Below are 855 nucleotides of genomic sequence, written 5' to 3'. Positions count from 1 at the left end.
TTGCTGCGCGATGCCACTGACTCAGCCCTCAAATTCATTGCCTACCTGCAAACCCATCGCACCCGAATTCCTGATTACCAAGCGTTGCAACAGGCAGGGGTTACGATTGGGTCGGGGGCAGTGGAATCGTTAGTGAAACAAATCAATCGCCGCTTGAAGATTTCAGGGGCACAGTGGAGTGCTCACAATGTGCCTCAAGGGCTGAAGCACCGCTCTGCTTATCTCAATGGCGATTTCACGCGCTCTCAACCTTGGCTCAGGGTTGGCTGATTGAATTGAGTAGTTATGCTCATCGCAAAGGTGAGATGCTCCCTGATTCCTTAAGAGTTGCAAATTTCTCCGGAGTTAGTGCAGCAACTGCTGGCGAAGGCAGTTCAGGTAAGATGACTATTAATGTACGAAATACAGTTCTTTTAGAAAATGATGGAGTAATTGCGACTAGAGTTACTCCAGAGGCGAGAGGAAACGGAAAAGACGTATCGATTAAAGCAGGCTCCTTGGTGCTTTTGAATGGGGGACAAGTTCAAGCAGGAACCCAGGGACGGGGCAACGCAGGCAACGTGATTATTGAAGTACGCGATCGCATAGTTGCCGATGGAGAAGCACGAAATGGGTTTTCTAGCGGTGTGTTGAGTACTGTAGAATCCAGTGGAAGCGGCGAAAGTGGCGATATAAAGATTACAGCAGGTTCTCTGCTTCTATACTGCATCAGGGCACAGATTGCGTGTTACGAAAGGACTGAAAGCGAAGCGTTAATAGGGTGCGACCTCCATCCGATACATTGGAAAAAACCGATTACCTTTTGCTCCATAAGGGTTTTGAGTGCCTGTAAAATTGATCAATGAATAATCAAAA

At 47.6% G+C, this 855-nt stretch carries 1 protein-coding gene and 1 pseudogene; both read left to right on the top strand.

The genetic code is table 11. From position 1 onward, the window contains the following. A pseudogene (locus C7B65_RS28240) lies at positions 1 to 270 on the top strand (hypothetical protein); the annotation flags it as partial. Further along, complete coding sequence (locus C7B65_RS27050; RefSeq protein WP_143162139.1) at positions 252 to 845, top strand: hypothetical protein; 594 nt, start codon at positions 252 to 254, stop codon at positions 843 to 845. The pseudogene C7B65_RS28240 and the gene C7B65_RS27050, both read left to right, overlap by 19 nt. Positions 846 to 855: the final 10 nt, after the last annotated feature.

It is taken from the genome of Phormidesmis priestleyi ULC007, assembly GCF_003003695.1.
Taxonomy (GTDB): Bacteria; Cyanobacteriota; Cyanobacteriia; order Leptolyngbyales; family Leptolyngbyaceae; genus Phormidesmis_A; species Phormidesmis_A priestleyi_A.
This window is presented reverse-complemented; position numbering and strand designations above follow the sequence as displayed.